The organism is Lysinibacillus mangiferihumi (assembly GCF_003049665.1).
Taxonomy (GTDB): Bacteria; Bacillota; Bacilli; order Bacillales_A; family Planococcaceae; genus Lysinibacillus; species Lysinibacillus mangiferihumi.
Genome location: NZ_PYWM01000005.1, coordinates 64,724 through 80,972 on the forward strand (window position 1 = coordinate 64,724; position 16,249 = coordinate 80,972).

General features: G+C 32.7%; 14 protein-coding genes. All 14 read left to right on the forward strand.

The window, feature by feature from the left end; genetic code table 11:
* The 14 genes from C9J37_RS06750 to C9J37_RS06815 all read left to right on the forward strand — a co-directional run bounded on the left by C9J37_RS06750 (position 1) and on the right by C9J37_RS06815 (position 15,863).
* Positions 1–1,149, forward strand: coding sequence for a restriction endonuclease subunit S (locus C9J37_RS06750; protein ID WP_107894773.1), 1,149 nt, complete (start codon positions 1–3; stop codon positions 1,147–1,149).
* Between the two features lie 27 nt (positions 1,150–1,176).
* A complete protein-coding gene (locus tag C9J37_RS28195) occupies positions 1,177–1,320 on the forward strand; it encodes a hypothetical protein (RefSeq protein WP_167397271.1) in 144 nt (47 codons plus the stop codon).
* Between the two features lie 54 nt (positions 1,321–1,374).
* Positions 1,375–2,937, forward strand: a complete 1,563-nt coding sequence (locus C9J37_RS06755; RefSeq protein ID WP_201262142.1) for an SIR2 family protein — start codon at positions 1,375–1,377, stop codon at positions 2,935–2,937.
* Positions 2,938–3,212: 275 nt separating this feature from the next.
* Positions 3,213–6,551 (forward strand): DEAD/DEAH box helicase family protein, encoded by a 3,339-nt coding sequence (locus C9J37_RS06760; RefSeq protein ID WP_107894774.1) that lies wholly within the window; start codon positions 3,213–3,215, stop codon positions 6,549–6,551.
* A 77-nt stretch (positions 6,552–6,628) separates the two neighbouring features.
* Positions 6,629–6,955, forward strand: coding sequence for a hypothetical protein (locus tag C9J37_RS06765; protein ID WP_201262143.1), 327 nt, complete (start codon positions 6,629–6,631; stop codon positions 6,953–6,955).
* A 318-nt stretch (positions 6,956–7,273) separates the two neighbouring features.
* Positions 7,274–8,158, forward strand: a complete 885-nt coding sequence (locus tag C9J37_RS28880) for an HNH endonuclease (protein WP_235617046.1) — start codon at positions 7,274–7,276, stop codon at positions 8,156–8,158.
* Between the two features lie 95 nt (positions 8,159–8,253).
* Entirely contained in the window at positions 8,254–9,093 is an 840-nt protein-coding gene (locus tag C9J37_RS06780) for a GIY-YIG nuclease family protein (RefSeq protein ID WP_107894775.1), read from the forward strand.
* A 103-nt stretch (positions 9,094–9,196) separates the two neighbouring features.
* Positions 9,197–9,769 carry a branched-chain amino acid aminotransferase gene (locus tag C9J37_RS06785; RefSeq protein ID WP_107894776.1) on the forward strand — a complete coding sequence of 191 codons (573 nt, stop codon included), beginning with the start codon at positions 9,197–9,199 and terminating at the stop codon, positions 9,767–9,769.
* A 337-nt stretch (positions 9,770–10,106) separates the two neighbouring features.
* Positions 10,107–11,411, forward strand: coding sequence for an MFS transporter (locus C9J37_RS06790; protein WP_107894777.1), 1,305 nt, complete (start codon positions 10,107–10,109; stop codon positions 11,409–11,411).
* Positions 11,412–11,470: 59 nt separating this feature from the next.
* Positions 11,471–12,076 carry a TetR/AcrR family transcriptional regulator gene (locus C9J37_RS06795; protein WP_107894778.1) on the forward strand — a complete coding sequence of 202 codons (606 nt, stop codon included), beginning with the start codon at positions 11,471–11,473 and terminating at the stop codon, positions 12,074–12,076.
* Positions 12,077–12,404: 328 nt separating this feature from the next.
* A complete protein-coding gene (locus C9J37_RS06800) occupies positions 12,405–12,959 on the forward strand; it encodes a hypothetical protein (protein ID WP_107894779.1) in 555 nt (184 codons plus the stop codon).
* Complete coding sequence (locus tag C9J37_RS06805; RefSeq protein ID WP_167397272.1) at positions 12,943–13,986, forward strand: arginase family protein; 1,044 nt, start codon at positions 12,943–12,945, stop codon at positions 13,984–13,986. Before C9J37_RS06800 ends, C9J37_RS06805 begins: the two co-directional genes overlap by 17 nt.
* A complete protein-coding gene (locus tag C9J37_RS06810) occupies positions 13,970–14,869 on the forward strand; it encodes a hypothetical protein (RefSeq protein ID WP_107894781.1) in 900 nt (299 codons plus the stop codon). Before C9J37_RS06805 ends, C9J37_RS06810 begins: the two co-directional genes overlap by 17 nt.
* Positions 14,838–15,863 carry a class I SAM-dependent methyltransferase gene (locus tag C9J37_RS06815; RefSeq protein WP_107894782.1) on the forward strand — a complete coding sequence of 342 codons (1,026 nt, stop codon included), beginning with the start codon at positions 14,838–14,840 and terminating at the stop codon, positions 15,861–15,863. Before C9J37_RS06810 ends, C9J37_RS06815 begins: the two co-directional genes overlap by 32 nt.
* The last annotated feature ends 386 nt before the right edge of the window (positions 15,864–16,249 follow it).

Consider the following 16,249-nt stretch of genomic DNA (forward strand, 5'->3'; position numbering starts at 1 on the left):
ATGAATTATAAAAAAATTAAAGATATATGTGAAATTAAAAAGGGAAAAAAGGTATTTGAACTAGAGGAAGCATTAGACAATTCAATTAGGTATATTCAGATTGATGACTTAAGAAATAATAATAATATTAAATTTTGTTCTCCAGATTCTAGATATGTATATGTTAAAAAAGACGACTTGATAATTGCATGGGATGGTGCGAATGCAGGTACTATTGGTTTTGGTTTAGAAGGGGCTATAGGAAGTACACTTGCTAAGATTTCAGTGTTAGATAAAGATATATTTGCACCTTTTTTAGCATTATATTTGCAGTCGAAATTTGATTATTTCCAAAGAACAGCAACAGGAGCTACTATACCACATATCTCTAGAGCAGCATTAGAAAATTTAGATATTCCTGTATTTGGAATTGAAAAACAAAAATACATTTATAATCAGATGTTAAAAACGAAAGAGTTAATTGATAAACGTCAATCCCAAATAACAGCATTAGATGAATTAGCTAAAAGTTTATTTTTAGAGATGTTTGGTGATCCAGCTAAGAATCCCTCAAAATATCCATTATGCAAACTGAAAAATATATGTACTAAAATAACTGATGGGACACATCATTCCCCTCCTATGGTTGAGAAAGGTATACCATATGTTTCAGCAAAACATTTAGGTAAAGGGTATTTAGATTTTTTCTCTAATCCAGCGTATATTTCTAAAGAAGAACATGAAAAGATTTATAAAAGATGCGATCCAATTAACGGGGATGTTTTATACATTAAAGATGGAGCTACTACAGGAATTGCAGGTATAAATTACTACGATTTTGAATTTAGTATGTTATCGAGTTTAGCTTTAATTAGACCTGATAGTGAACAGTTAATTAATTATTATTTGGTACATTATTTAAATAATGATCGTATAAAAGAAAATATTATAAGTAATATGAGTGGTGGGGCTATAAAACGATTAACAATAAAAAAAATCACTGATTTGTCAATTGTAGTACCACCAATTAAACTTCAGCAAGAATTTGCAGAGAAAGTCAAAAAAATTAATCAACAAAAGGAATTATTAAAATCTAATCTTGAAGAAATGCATAACTTATATGGCTCCCTACTCCAAAAAGCCTTCAAAGGCGAGCTATTCCAAGAATAATAACTATCTTAAAAAGGAGATGTATGTGTGTTAAACTTCGATTTTTTAAAAGATAAACTACCATTTAATAGTTTCGCTAATGCCTGCTTTAAAGCGGAAAAGGCGATGCAAGTTAGCCAGGCCACGGTTGCGATTTTGTCATGCTTTGCGCTGCATATAACTTTTTCTTAACCGTGTTGCAATAATTGATTAACCTACTCCAAAAAGCAAGGCAGGTGTATAAGAATGTTGAAACTTGAAGATGTTGTTCACAGGTTTAATGCTACCCCTATTCTATTTGTTGGTTCAGGATTATCAAGAAGATATTTGAATTTACCTGATTGGAAAGGTTTGTTAGAACATTTTACAAAAGTGATAGCTAATAATGATTTTGCTTACAGTGCCTATGAAAATAAAGCAAAGGCCTTGGAATGCAAAGCTGGTATTTTGCCTAAAGTAGCGGAGTTGATTCAGCATGATTTTGATGCTAAATGGTTTGCTGACCCTATGATTAGAACGGTTGAGGGAGAAGTGTTGGAGCAAATAAAAGAGCATGGTCTATCGCCGTTCAAGGCTGAAATAGCTAATTTTATAAAAAATCAAACCACGATTAACTCAGATTATGAAGGAGAAGTAAGTAAACTTGCTCAAATTTCTGAAAAAAGTATAGCAGGAATCATCACAACGAACTATGATTCTTTTCTCGAAGATACATTGCAGGGATTCACAAAATATATTGGACAAAATCAATTAATATTTTCAGCGATTCAAGGCATTGCAGAAATATACAAGATCCACGGTTCTGTAGAAAAACCCGATAGTATTATCATTAATGAAAATGACTATGTCATGTTCGAAAAGAATAGTGCGTATCTTGCGGCAAAGTTAATGACGATTTTCATGGAATATCCGATTATTTTCATCGGTTACTCTATTGGTGATACAAATATACAAAATATTATCAAGTCTATTGTGGATTGCTTAGACGAACCACAACTGACATTGCTTGAAGATCGTTTTATATTTGTGGAATATAAGCCTGATATGGTAGGAGTAGAAGTTAGTCCATTTACGATTATGATTGATAATAAACCGTTAATTATGAAAAGAGTTTCCCTATCCGATTTTATGACTTTGTACAACGCATTAGGGAAAAAGAAAACTAAACTCCCTGTGAAAATATTACGACGTTTTAAAGAAGAACTGTATAATTATACGGTTACGAATAAGCCTACTGCTAATTTAAGAGTAGCTGCTTTAGATGATGCAAGGGTAGATGATGAAGAACTAGTATTGGCCATAGGGAAAGTATCTGATCTAGGCTTAAAAGGACTAAAAGGTATCGACGGGAATGAATGGTATCGTGATATTGTTATAGGAGATTTGGAGTTTACAGCAGATGAAATGCTAGAGTATGCTTTTCCAAAGGTGTTGAATCAAAACTCGGGACGGCTTCCGGTCAATAAATATTTATCTGAAGCAACAAAGGATTTTCCGGAATGTAGAAAATTGGCTGGTCAGCTGAATTTCGATAAAATTATTTCCCCTTCAATTCAAAAAAATAGGAAGAGGTTGGGCGATTATAAGTCTGTAAAGCAAATTTGGAATCGGGAAAAAACGTCCTTAGAGCGTGCTACTAGATTGATTTCGCATCTTGAGGAAGTACAAATTGAAATTAGTGAGCTTGAGGATATGCTGAAAGAAATTTTTTCAGAAGATATAAATGTACTGCAAAATGTCAATTCCCAAGAAAGAACAAATATTAGAAGGCTTATTATGATCTATGATTATTTAAAATGGGGAAAATAAAAAGAGCTTCCTGACTCAAGCATTTGTAAACAAATACCGTACAGGAAACCCTATTTCCTCTAAACATACCTTCGAGATTAAGCCCCTATAAATAGGCACCTATCTGTTTAGCGTGTTATTAGTAATTATGTAAGTTCATTTTACAAAAGAATAATACGATTGTAAACAGATAAATTAGCGTGTATTTGAATAGCGATTTTATAGGTCAGAGGAATTATATAATTGGTTTATGAAGGGGAATCGTGTTAATACATTCTTACAAAGGAGATTTGCATATGTTAAACTTCGATTTTTTAAAAGATAAACTACCATTTAATAGTTTCGCTAATGCCTGCTTTGAAGCGGAAAAGGCGATGCAAGTTAGCCCTGCAACGGTTGCGATTTTGTCGCGCCGTGCGTTGGAGCTTGCGGTGAAATGGGTGTATCAGTTTGATAATGATGTGAAGGTACCTTATCGTGATAACCTTTCGAGTTTAATTCATGACAGTCACTTTTTAGGTATCATCGATGAAGAGCTGTTACCGATGATGAAATATGTCGTGAAGCTAGGCAATGCGGCTGTACATACAAATGTTGCGATAACGCGCGATGAGGCGGTACTTGCTCTTCATAATTTACATCAATTTGTTTCATGGATTGATTATTGCTACGCAGAGGAATACACAGCGACTGATTTTGATGAAGCATTGTTATACAATGTGGATTACAAACGAGAGCGACCAGAGGAATTAAATGATTTATACGAAAAGCTCAGTGCAAAGGATCAATCTCTTGAAGAATTACGTAAGCAAAATGAAGCACTTCGTGAAATGCTAACAGCAAACCGCTTAGAAGCACAACAAGATTATGATTTTGATGTGGATACGATATCAGAATTCGAAACACGTAAACGCTATATCGACCTAGATTTAAAATTAGCAGGTTGGGAAATCGATAAAAATGTTGAAGCAGAATATTCTGTAGCAGGAATGCCAAATGTAAAAGGTGAAGGCTATATCGATTATGTATTGCGCGGTACAAACGGCAAAATTTTAGCTATTGTTGAAGCGAAACGTACATCACGTGATTCGAAAGAAGGGCGTAACCAAGCGAAATTATATGCCGATTGTGTAGAGCAAGCGCAAGGATTGCGTCCGATTATTTTCTATACAAACGGCTTTGAAACGTATATTTGGCATGATAATTACGCTGCTCGAAAAGTGTCGGGTTTTTATACACAAGACGAGCTTCAATTGTTAATTGATCGCCGCCAATTAAAACAACCTTTAGATAATATTGAAATTAACGATGATATAACAAACCGCTACTATCAAAAAGAGGCGATTTTGGCGATTTGCGATACGTTCAGCAAAAATCAGCGTAAAGGCTTACTAGTCATGGCAACAGGAAGCGGTAAAACACGAACAGCTATTTCTTTAGTTGATGTGTTAACAAACAACCATTGGATTAAAAATGTGCTATTCCTTGCAGATCGTACATCCCTGGTTAAGCAAGCGTTTCGTAACTTTAATACACTGTTACCAAACTTGTCATTAAGCAATATGTTAGAGAAAAAATCAGACCCAGAAGCTGCGCGTATGGTGTTTTCTACGTATCCAACAATGATGAACGCTATCGATGAAGTAAAGCGTAAAGATGGCAATCGTTTATTTACAGTCGGTCATTTTGATTTAATTATTATCGATGAATCACATCGTTCCATTTATCAAAAATATAAAAGTATTTTTGATTACTTTGATGGGATGCTTGTCGGCTTAACAGCTACACCGAAAGATGAGCTAGACAAAAATACATATACAATTTTCGATTTAGAAAATGGTGTCCCTACCTTTGCCTATGAACTAGCGAAAGCGGTGGAAGACAAGTATTTAGTTGATTATCGTACGCGTGAAACAACGATGAAAATTTTAGATGATGGTATTCGTTATGATGACTTATCAGAGGATGAGAAAAAAGAATTTGATGAGATTTTTGAAGACGATCCACAAGTGAAAGATATCGATAGCTCAGCAATTAACAACTTTGTGTTTAATAAAAATACGATTGATCATGTGTTAAATGACTTAATGGAGCATGGCTTAAAAGTTGAAGGTGGAGACAAATTAGGAAAAACAATAATCTTCGCTAAAAACCATAAACATGCAATGGCTATTAAAGAGCGCTTCGATTTAAAATTCCCTGAGTACGGAGGCAATTTTGCAGAAGTTATTGATTATAGCGTGGAATATTATCAAACATTAATTGATGATTTTTCAACACCGGATAAGATGCCGCAAATTGCCATTTCAGTCGATATGCTCGATACAGGGATTGATGTGCCAGATGTATTAAACTTAGTGTTTTTCAAAAAAGTACGTTCGAAAACGAAGTTCTGGCAAATGATAGGACGAGGTACACGTTTACGTAAAGATTTATTCGGTCCAGGGATGGATAAAGAGTACTTCTTAATTTTTGATTATTTAAGGAACTTCGAATATTTCCGTGAAAACGAAAAAGGAGAAGAAACAAAAATCTCCCAAACGTTAACGGAAAAGCTATTTAATTCGAAAGTAGACATTGTACGTGAATTACAGTCATTGCAATATCAAGAAGCACACTTTATTTCGTATCGTGAGCAGCTGTTGAAGGAGATTTTATCAGATGTGCGCGCATTGAATGATGAAAATTTCCGAGTGCGTCAGTACTTGCAATATGTGCATAAATACCAAAACGAAGATAACTGGCAAGCATTATCAGTTGTACAAACAAATGAAGTAAAAGAAAATGTTTCACCGTTAATTGTACCAATAGAGGATGATGAATTAGCCAAACGCTTTGACCTATTAATGCTGACAATTGAATTAGCCAGCCTGCAATCAAATAATGCGACAAAACCAATTCGCCGTGTAGTAGATACAGCCGAAGCACTTTCAAAACTAGGTACAATTCCGCAAGTGTTGGCACAAAAAGATATCATCGATCAAGTACGTACAACAGAATTCTGGCAAGAAGCCACATTAGCTGATTTAGAAAAAGTACGTATGGCAATGCGTGATTTAATTCGCTATATTGAAAGCTCAAATCAAAATATCTACTATACGGATTTCCAAGATGAAGTGATGACGGTAGCAGAAAATGCTTCTATTTTAAATGTTAACGACCTACAAAGTTATCGCAAAAAGGTCGAGTACTACTTAAAGGAGCATCAACATGAAGATACGCTCGCAATTTACAAATTACGTAATAACAAGCCACTAACGAAGCAAGACGTTGATTACTTAGAACATATCTTATGGCAAGAGCTTGGATCGAAAGAGCAGTATGAAAAAGATTATGGCGATACACCTGTTACAAAGCTTGTTCGTAAAATCGTAGGTCTAGACCGTGAAGCTGCAATGGCTGCTTTCTCAACGTTCCTATCAGAGCAAAATCTAAACCTACAGCAATCCCAGTTCGTCGAGCTAATTATTGATTACATCGTGAAAAACGGTACGCTAGAGCGACAAGCATTGCAACAAGATCCATTTAGTTCAATAGGCGGAATAATGGTCGTTTTTAAAGAACAGTTGCCAAAAGCCCGCGGGATATTGGACATTATCGATAGCATTAATCGAAATGCGGAGGATATTTCATAATAAAATCTAGATGCGTTTTTTAATGTTAGTCACTATACAAAAAATTACGAATTCATTAGTAGAAGCGACAGAATCTTATGAAGTTAAAACCTTTAAGGAACTTGAAAAAAAGAATTAGTCGTAGAATCAAGCCTAAAATGCCGCAATTAAGGAAGTGGGGTATTATAAAAAAGGATACTACATTGAGTATTAAGGGAAGAACAAGTAGTGAAGAAACTATAGTGTCTGATAAGGAAGTTTCTTATCAAGGGAACAAGATGAAGTATAATGAATGGGGTCAGAAGGTCACGGGATGGTCAACAATTAATATTTACGAATGGGCATTGTTAGAAAAAGAAGAGCAAACTCTTACGTTAGCAGAGTGGCGTGAGAAAAAGATTGAAGAGGAAAATCAAAATAGTTAGATGATTCATAATAACATAATTTAAATCATTGTACTGTAAATAGGCATTGTTTGGTGTAAATGCAAAAGCCTAAAAGAGTAAAAATGAGTTTCATGTTTATGAAGCTCATTTTTTATTTAAATAAAATTCCTAATTAGACATAATTTAGGTACATTTTTTTGGGAATTACCATTAAACTTAAAAAATTGGGTTTAAATTAAAATGTTTATAGTATTGCTATGTTGAAATTTTGTTCTTTATAAACATTATAGAACTATGTTATCGATCATAGTGTTATGAACTTAATGAGAAGAATGAATGATTTTGGGAGGCTGTGCTATGACGATGACACGTCCGTTACTAATAAATGAAGTTATAAATAATAAGGAACTTTGTGAGGTTTTCTTATGTGCACCTCAAGGAGGAATGCGTAAGTCAAATCGTACGAATACGTTAACGCTTATTTCAGATAAATCTAAGCTATATGATGATAAAGCTGTTAATGAAATATACCATTACACCGGTATGGGCCAGAATGGTGATCAGAAGATGAGCAGGCAAAATTTGACGTTAGCACAATCAAATAGTAATGGAGTAGAAGTTCATTTCTTTGAGGTTTTGAAGAAAAAGGAATATACATACCGGGGACTAGTAGAACTTGCAGGTGAGCCCTATCAGGAACAGCAGAAGGATAAAGATGGATTGCTGCGACTTGTTTGGGTTTTTCCACTGCGTTTAAAAGATAGCAAAGCAAAGCTTATGAAAATACAATCTATACCAAATGTAGTTAATGAACTAGAAGAAGAATTTAGAGCACTTCAGCAAGTTGAAAATTTACCAATAACAGATACTGAAAAAGAACGCATGGTCAAAGCACGTATTGGTCAGGGAAAGTTTAAAAAGTTATTAATTGAACGTGAATGCAAATGTGCATTATGCGGTGTAACCGATCCTCGTGTTTTGATTGCTAGTCATATTAAACCTTGGAGTGTTTCTACAAATGAGGAGCGGCTTGATGAAAATAATGGTTTATTACTATGTCCTAATCATGATGCATTGTTTGATAAACATTTAATTTCCTTTGATGTACATGGGAAAATAGTTATTTCGCAAACGTTGGATGAAGTTACTCGCCTATTTTTGAATGTACATGATGAGCTGCGAGTTGAGTTAACTGAAAAGCAGTTGAGTTATATGGTAGGACATTACCAAGAATTAAATTGATTTATGAATTATTGTGATGTGTCGGGTATTGAGGGGCAAAATCTAGTGGTTGTGTGAAAGTAAATCGTGGATATGAATCAATAGGAGTGATTAAAATGACTTTCGGCAAAACAATAAAAATGTTTTTGATTGATGGAGACCCAAGTGGAAGATTAACGTGTGAATTATCTAACTGGACGGGGCTGGCGTATAGAATCCCTAGAACTGAAGTGAAAAAATGCTCGGATCGCCCTAATTTGAATTCTACTGGTGTGTATATGTTATTTGGTCGAAATGTTGATGATAAAGAGGCTGTATACATAGGGGAAGCAGAGGAAGTTTATACTCGATTACAAAGCCATTTGCGTGAAAAAGATTTTTGGAATGAAGTGATTGTATTTATAAGTAAAGATGAGAATCTAAATAAAGCTCATATTAAGTACATTGAAAACAAGTTATATGAAAAAGCTAAAGTCGCCAATCGTTACTTTCTAATGAATGGCAATATCCCTCCCATGCCATCCATTTCTGAAGCAGACCGTGCAGAGATGGATGAATATATTAGCAATCTTGTAATGATGGTCAATACATTGGGTCATAAATTATTTGAAGAAATCAAAGATAGCTCAGAAGTTAATGCAGATGAGGTTTTATTTATAAAATCCACTCGTGGTGTGGATGCTAAAGGTATCCAAACACAAGAAGGTTTTGTCGTATTAAAGGGATCTAAAATTGCAAATAGCATTGTAAATTCGTATTCAGAGCGTTTATTAGCAAAAAGAAATGATTTATTACATACAGAAAAAGTGAAAGTTGTTAATGATGAATTTGTTGTAATGGAAGATCTTTTATTTACTAGCCCTTCGGCAGCAGCTGATATTGTAACGGGGCGAAGTGCGAATGGGTTGACTGAATGGAAAGATAGGAATGGAAAAAGTCTGAAAGATTTAGTTTGATAATTTGATCCAATGGGGGGAATCCTATTAAATAATTATCCCCATACCCACCCTTCCTAAGCTATACTTATACCCAAACCAATCGAATGGAGCAGGATACTAAGTGTTAAAAAATCAAATTGAATCATTAATAAATGAGCAAGCCAATAGTAAATTACTAGATGTAGAAAAGACTTACGCCCAAAAGCACGAATTGTTAGATGAGGATGCAACGGTAGAAACAATTTCTTTACCATTTGACGTGATTGAACGTTGCCTTAAGGAAACGGAAGAATTACTAGCGGAAGAAACGGGTTCTTTTCTAACAAAACCTGTGCATTATTTAAAAGAGCATGCGAATGAATTTATGTATGTGACGTCTGAACGTTTGGATGTGATTCGTGTGGATTCGCTTGCGCTTGAATTTGATGGGGCGTTTGGTGTGTACAGTGCCTTGTTTGGACTGCGATTGCAAAAGAAGTATAGTGCATTTTTGCATTCCTATTTTACAGCACATTTGCAACATGAGCAGATGACCTATAGTGCGGTATTTTCTGGGGAAGATGGGCTTTGGGAAGTGAATCTTGCGTTAGATGCGCTGGATGGATTTAGTGAGCAGCAGCCGTTTGATGAAGTGTTAGCACAATTATATTGTCTTGTTTTTGGGCTTCTTGAAGAACTTGAGGCGAGCGTATAGTCAGTGACTTTTTCATTGTGTCCAACATGGTCTAATAAAGACTTCGTTGGACATTTTTAATCTTTTCAATCCTTATTTTCAATTTAACCCTTATACTAATTTGAGAATAATGGAAGTAAATAAATCATACCATTCTAAACAACCATTCGAAAAAGGGGGATTTTCGCAAAAAAATGGTAAGTCTGTAATACAAGAATAGACAATTAATTAAAAATAATTAGAAAAAAATAAAAAAATATAGTATGATTGGTATCAAGAATTTTCCTTAAAAAGAGTGAGGTTTTTCTTTAAATTTTAAAAAACTAAACGGTCAGTTTTTATAGGGGGTGAATTTTAATTGGTTCGAGTATTGTTTGAAAAGGTTAAAATGTCAAAGTCATTTTTCAGCATGAATAGATCATTTATTTTATTTGGTGTGGCAGCTCTTTTTCTTTATTTAACGAATCAGTTCTATATGCTTGGTCAAATAAATAAGTTGCTTGAGATTACGAATTCAACAGTTCTGTTAGCTAGTGTATTAATGGTTATGGTCATACCAAGATTAGTAATACTGCCTTTAGCGGGAATTTTAACAGATAAATATAACGAAAAAACTCTCATGTTATTTGGATTTATAGGACTGACAATATTGTTAGGGGCAATGGGAATTATTGAACAGATGGATCTCCTGTCGTTAAAAGTATTAATGATATTTGCAGGTGTTTTTGGAGGAATCAGTGCCGTTATTTTACCTTCGACATTTTCTATTATTCCTAAAGTGGTTAATCAAAACAATCTACCAAAAGCTAATGCTGCAATTCAATTAATTAACCAGTTAACAATTTTTATAGGGCCTGCAATTGCTGGTATATTATTAGGTATTATAAAACTAAAATACTACTATATCGTCTTAAGTTTCATGATGTTTTTATCAGTAATATTAATCTACTTTTGCAAATTTACAAAGTTGGACAATGGAAGTGAAAACTTTGAACAACTAGAGAAACAGGCACAGCGTAATAAAGGTATTAAAGGTTACAAGGTTATTTTTAGTACCCCTATGTTGTTATTATTATTATTGTTTACGGCCGTATTAAACTTAGGTGTTGCAGGTCCACAACAAATAGGTCTACCTATATTGATTGATAAAGAATTAAAACTAGGAACTAAAGAATTGGGGTACTTATTGTCAGTTTTAGGGCTGGGTTCTATTGTAGGATCAGCGCTAATTGGTTTTTTCAGTAAAAGAGTGAATTTATTATTTTCATTATCCGTATTAGGTATTTTTTTTAGTTTTTTGTGGACTTTTATTGTAAGACCAGAACATTTTATAATAATTTGCGTATTGTTAGCTTTGTCAGGGGTAGCAATAGGCAGTATCAATGTTCTTTTTATTACCTTGCTTCAACTCCATAGCCCACAGGAGATTTTAGGGAAAGTAATGAGTATCCAATTAATGGGGTCGGTTGGATTACAACCTTTGTCCTTTCTTATCACGGGGATAGTAATAGACAATTATAGCTTACAAACTACATTTTTATTAGGTGGATGTAGTATTTTTATTATATCTATCATTTTATTTCTAATGTTTATGAAAGGTAAAAAAAGAAATAAAAAGGAAAAAGAGGGAAAATCGTTGACTAATTTTTCTGAACAATGTTAAAATTTTTATAGAAACGGAATAGTCAGTTTTATTTATTGAATAGCTTAAGGGAGTTTCATATGCCTAAATTATCAGAGGATAAAAAAATAGAAAGAAAAAAGAAGATTTTAACTGCGGCACTTAATGAATTTTCCGAAAAAGGATATTCTGCAACGTCTGTAGATGACATTATTAATAATGCCAACATTAGTAAGGGATTAATATATACGTATTTTAAAAGCAAAGAGGAAATCTTCTTGCAACTAGCTGAGTATTGGGAAGAAATGACCGATCAACGAACAGTACTAAATTTTGAATTCCCTAAAGGATTTACTTTAACGGAAAAATTAATTACTGTTTGGGATGGAATTGTGGACACTTGGACTTTAGAAAATTTACAATTTGCACGCATACAATTTGAATTTTGGTTTGAGTCTTCCAAAATACCACAATTAAAAGAAATAATGAAGAAAAAATCCAATACTAGCTTCCAAATTATTGAAAAAATCATTGTAGAGCATAGCCCATCAATAGATAGAAATTTGCTTCAAGCATTTGTTAGATTATGGTGGTCACAGGTAGACGGCTTAGTAATTTATTATGTAAGTCATTCAAAGTTACCTGACCCTAAGGAAATGGAAAATATAAGAAGGTTAATTAAAAAGATGTGTGAAATCCTAGAATAATTTAAATTATTTAAAGGAGGTGATACATATGAAAAAGCAAACAAAAAATCAGCCAAAGCCACTTACAGTTGAAGAGTTGATTAAGCTAGAGGCAGATCGTAATGTAATTCGCTGTGTTATCCGCTGCTAGTGAACATTGAATTATTTACTCAAGGAGGTGATACATATGAAAAAACAAACAAGTAATCAGCCAAAACCACTTACAGTTGAAGAATTAATTAAGCTAGAGGCAGATCGCAATGTAATTCGTTGTGTTATCCGCTGCTAATAGCTATAGACAGAAGGAGTTGCCGCTCTTTCTGTCTGTCTTAATATATGGGGTGATAGTTTGTTTTTTACAGATGTATTCTATTTTTTATTATACATTATTTTAATGATAATAATTCATGAATTTGGTCATGTAATTGCAATGTTATTAATAGGTGGTAAAATTAAAGGCTTTGAATTTTCTTTTTCATCTGTGAAAGGAAAATTTCAATACCCGAAAAAAATGAATATCCCCAAATTTCTATTTTTTACTTTAAACGGAGTACTATTTCAATTATTAGTCTCTTTGATTGTCATTATTACATGGAAAAGTACATCCTTAAGTATCTTTTCTATTTTTTATCTATGTGTTATTGCTATAAATTTTGTTCCTTTATCAATCACAGACGGTTCTTTTGTTTATAAAATGTACCCTGCGCTAAAGTTGAAAGTATTGCTATGGTCAATTGCAATATTACTGATTATTATATCATCAATTGGCATTGTCGTTTTATGGGAAAGTAGTTTTTATTTTAAATGGATAATGATTATTGTTTATTTACTACTTCTTACGATGACTTTAAGAAGAATAGGATATTTATATTTGGAGGATAAGAAAATTGACCATCACATATGAAATCATATCAAAAGATGATGAAAAAATAGTATTAAAAGATATCGAAAAGAATGCATTTTATAAGATTGAAAATACAACACCATTTAACATAAATGTTAGTCCATTTTTAAAAGAAGTAAAACCTATCTTTAACTATATTTTTCTAGATGAAGTACCAGATGTGTTGTTATTTGGAGTTCCTTTTAATCAAGGAAGTCGCGCTCCACAATCCCAAGTTAATCAATTTCCTCAATTGTTAAGAGAAGCCTCTTTAAAACTGACACAGTTTAATCACTATCCTATATCAAAACCTTTAAACTTTTACGAATTAGATACCCAACAAAAAATAGATTGTGGAAGGGTTTTAGATTTAGGAGATGTTAAAAGTTTCGATAATCATAGTGAGCGGGTTGCCATTCAGAAAGTTTCTAGTTACTGTGTAAACTCAACATTACCTTTTATATGTATAGGAGGCGATCATTCTTATACATATGATATTATTTCTTCATTCTCTAAAATGGACAAAAAGATTGCCATATGGGTAGTTGATGCACACAATGATTTATTTGGTAATCCAGAAAATTTAGATCATGGGAATGTTTTTTTTCATATTGCACAATTGCCGTTTGTTGAAGCCATTGTTCAAATTGGAGGAAGGGGATTCAGAACAGATAGTCAGTTAGTTCAACATCCAAAAGTAGTTCAAATAACTAAACAACAAGCATCAAAGGAAAAAATAACTGAACTATTAGAGAAGTATAGTCACTTAGACGGCTATTTATCGATTGATATGGACGCTTTAGATCCTATTTATTTCCCATATGTCGATTTTAGAGTCCCTAACGGTTTTAATAATAATGAGTTACTAGAGATAATCAATTTAATTTTTAATTTCTCAAATATAAAAGCGGTTGATATTGTTGAAGGATCAGTTGGAGGTAATAGTAGTGGTGGTGACTATGACATACCATTACATATATTAATAAGGATTTTAAATAATTTGTTTGTTCATAAAGGAGTGAAAAAGATAAATGGAATCATCCAATAAATTACAATTTGATTATTTAATGGCTTTCTCTAATATGATAAAAGAACTAAGATATTTTGGGAATTATTCACCGGTAAATGTCTTCAACCAGTATTCTGAGTATATAGCAATTTGTGATCAATATAGAGTAAATAATAATTTTCATAATGGTTTTAAAAGGATTGAGGGATTCAGTATTGAAAAACTTCAACAATTATATGCTGAAAAGGGTTTTGCCATAATCGGTATGCATTATGGTGCATATAGACCCGTACAATATAGAATTACTGATGAATTAATTAAAGTCCATCCTGATAAAAAAATTTTATTAGTAGTTGATGAAGAATCTTATAATAGTGAAAGTGCTTCGATAGAAGTAGTAAAAACATATAATAGACAAAATGTTGAAATGGTGATTGCAGAAAAGTCCACTTCCGCATTAAAAATAGTACGTCATTTAAAAGATGGTGGTGTAGTATTCCTTTATTTAGATGGAATGACTGGGTATGGGGAAGATAAGTACCCTATTCAATTACCATTTATTAGTTCAGAAATTAAAATTAGAAGTGGTCTTTTTAGATTGTTAGAAAAAGTAAAGGTTCCAGTGATAGGGGTTATTACGCCTGAAATAGATAAAATTCTAATTTCACTTCCAATTAAAACGAATAGTGTTAGCGCAACTGCATCGAATGTATTAAGTTTTTTTAGACCAACGATATTAAAGGATCCATCTCTTTGGAGATTATGGTATAGGCATCATATGTTTAGCGAAAATTATCCTAATGTTTTAGACTACTCAAATGAAAATAAGGATCACGAAGATTGGATTTGTGAAGATATTTCTCCAACTTTAGTCTTGAATAAAGAAACAGGTGATATTTATCAAAAAGTGGGAAATAATTGACGATAATATTGTGTTATGTGACAGAGAGAGTGGGAAATTAACAAATTTAAAACATTCTAAAATAGTAAGAAAAAAATTAACTTATAAATATTGGGATTACTTAGCGTGGGCAGTAGCTACAATTCCAGATAATAAAGTGTTATCCGTAGGATTTGGGGCTGGCACTTTCGTTCAGCTATTAGATAAATGGGGAGTTTGTGCAAGCGGGGTTGGGTTAGAGATAGATGATAGTTTTGATGATTTTAATAGGTTATACGCTAATTATAATGTAATGTACGGTGATTTTAGAGAGAGTTTACGAAATATTTATACAGATTTCAAGACCATTATAGTAGATGTATACAATGAACAAGGATATGTAGAAGAAGCATATGATATTGAATGGATTGAAAAGTATCTTTCTTTAAAGAATAAAGATGGCATACTAATACTACATTGTTTGGATATTTTAGGAACCTTGACAGCGGCTGGTATATCAATACCAAAGGTTTCAACAATACTTAATTCTTTAATAAGTTCGGTTAGAAAAATTACAAACGAAGAAATATATATTGTACCATTGTGGACAAGTTACTTATTATGGATAGGTCCCTTTCCCGAACGAATAGAGACCAATGTAAAAGAATTAAAATGGTTAGATAAATTCTTTAGACTTCGAATGTGTTCGGTAGAGAGTCTAGGTAAGGATTTACCTGTTCTTGATACACCTTGGTCTTATGAAAGATTAGAATTAGTTAATACATCAATAGTTGAGTCTTTAAAAGAAAATGATAATGAATACGATAAATATTCTAATCTTATCAAAATATTAAGTAATGTATTACAAAAAGAACCCACAATTGATGAAATCGACAAGAGCATTGATATGTTGGAAAATTTAAATATAAATTCAAATGCTAAAATACATCTATATAGTTTTTTATTAGCAATGCAAGAAGAATGGGGAATGGCTGAAGATGTTTTAAAAGCTAATCAATTAACCATTCATATTTAAAAGAAAAGTACGTTGTAGGAATGAAGGCTCTTTATTCTACTAAAATATAAATCATTTTCTATAGACAAACCTTTTAACAGTAGCTTCAAGAAAGCAATAACGATGATTGCTAGTGTTCGAAGATGTTTTTATTTCGTATCTATCTAATAATTCCTTATAATTTCAACCCAACGTCAAAACCTTAATGCAATAGGTTTTGACGTTATTACGTTTTTTGCCTAACTTTTTGCATCAGAAATGTTGGTCATTACTAAAGACATTATTAAAGTATTAAAACTAATCTATTAAATCTTTGTAATTGGAATGTACTTCTCTTTTGTTCTTTATTGTATCAATGCATTGATTTATTTTGCTATTGGATTATTTTGCAACAGGAAATAATACCC